At 41.6% G+C, this 1,614-nt stretch carries 2 protein-coding genes and 1 pseudogene; all 3 read left to right on the forward strand.

Annotation, left to right across the window (positions count from 1 at the left end):
• Nucleotides 1–380 (forward strand): annotated as a pseudogene (locus tag AB5935_RS25490) (GntR family transcriptional regulator); the annotation flags it as partial.
• Nucleotides 381–496: 116 nt separating this feature from the next.
• Nucleotides 497–1,168, forward strand: coding sequence for a DUF4476 domain-containing protein (locus AB5935_RS25495; protein ID WP_004296215.1), 672 nt, complete (start codon nt 497–499; stop codon nt 1,166–1,168).
• A 26-nt stretch (nt 1,169–1,194) separates the two neighbouring features.
• Nucleotides 1,195–1,614: outer membrane protein assembly factor BamE (bamE, locus tag AB5935_RS25500; protein WP_368327816.1), on the forward strand; the 420-nt coding region annotated here is incomplete at its 3' end.

The following is a 1,614-nucleotide window of genomic DNA, read 5'->3' on the forward strand; positions in this document are numbered from 1 at the left end:
TCTGGCAGAAGACGGATTTGGGCTTTAAAGCGATTATAGATAATAAGTATAGCGGTTTGCTGTATGAAAATGAAATATTCTGTCCGTTGGAAACAGGAATGGAGATGAAAGCTTTTGTGAAACAGGTGCGTGAAGATGGTAAGGTAGACCTGATTCTTCAGAAACCCGGTTTTGAAAAGATTGACGATTTTTCGAAAACGCTGCTCGACTATATCAAAGCGCATGGAGGACGGATCAACTTAAATGATAAAAGTCCTGCGGAAGATATTTATGACACGTTTGGTGTTAGCAAGAAAACCTTTAAGAAAGGAGTGGGCGACTTGTATAAGAAACGTCTGATTACCTTGCATGAGGATGGCATTGCTTTGGCGGATTCCTAAACAGAATAGGGATTTCCCTACATACGAATAGAGAGAATCATTGGGGTGGGGAGTTTCCTCACCCTATTTTTGTGCTGTCAGATTAAAGATATAAATAATTAAAAACTAGATAAGCTATGCGTAAGATTATAATAAGTTTCTGTATCCTGTTCGCTGCCCTCTCCTTACAAGCGCAGTCTGTTAACGGAATCCGTATCGATGGCGGGAATACTCCGATTCTTGTTTACCTGGGAGGGAACCAGATATGTTTACCTACTACTACCTGCTTTATAGCCAATTTAAATCCCGGACATTATACTGTTGAAGTGTTTGCCACCCGCTTTACCCGTGCGGGAGAGCGAGTATGGAAAGGAGAAAAATTATATAAAGATCTCGTTTATTTTGATGGGAGAGGAGTGACAGAAATATGGGTAGACGGACGTGATAACATGCGCCCGGAAAGACCCGGCCGTCCCGAACAGGGAGAACATCGTCCGGGATATGGTTACAACAGGGTGATGAACGATCAGCTCTTCCAAACGTTTTATAAAGAGATGAAGAATGAGCCTTTTAAAGATGACCGTATGAAGTTGCTCAATGCTGCATTGGCTGGTTCTGATTTCACATCTGCCCAATGTCTCCAACTGACCAAACTATATACATTCGATGATGACCGGATGGAGATTATGAAGATCATGTATCCCCGGATTGTAGATAAGGAAGCTTTCTTTACGGTGATTAATACCCTGACATTTAGCTCCAGCAAGGAAAAGATGAAGGATTTTATCATAGGGTACGGTAAACGTTGATACTATTAACTAAAAACGATACGGTTATGAAAAAGATACATATTATGCTGTGTTTGGCGTTGGGAATATTGGTCAGTGGCTGTTTTACCAGCTATGTATCTACCAAACAGATGATGGGTATATATCAGGGAATGACTCAATCTCAGGTAGAGTCCGTTTTAGGAAAACCTGATTTCCGGCGTTTTGACGGTGATATGGAAGAATGGGAATTCCATCGTGATAACGGTACGCCTGTACTTACTTCGGAACCTGTGACGATAATCGTTCAGTTTGTAAATAGAGAGGTGGTTAGTATGGATACGTTCAAAGGTTATGGCAGACCTGCACCAATGCATTCCGTTGTAGTACCGCCTGCTGTGAACACTACCGTTGAAGTCTTTCCTAATCATGAACAAGTGGAAGAAGCTCGTTTGATGACTGATCCGGAGTTTGATGAATTTATCAAT

This window comes from Phocaeicola sp. RTP21198st1_B8_RTP21198_201120 (assembly GCF_040929485.1).
In the GTDB taxonomy this organism is placed as follows: Bacteria; Bacteroidota; Bacteroidia; order Bacteroidales; family Bacteroidaceae; genus Phocaeicola; species Phocaeicola dorei.

Excerpts from the sequence above, each read along its gene's own strand:
- AB5935_RS25495 (WP_004296215.1), top strand. The coding sequence starts at position 497 with ATGCGTAAGATTATAATAAGTTTCTGTATCCTGTTCGCTGCCCTCTCC.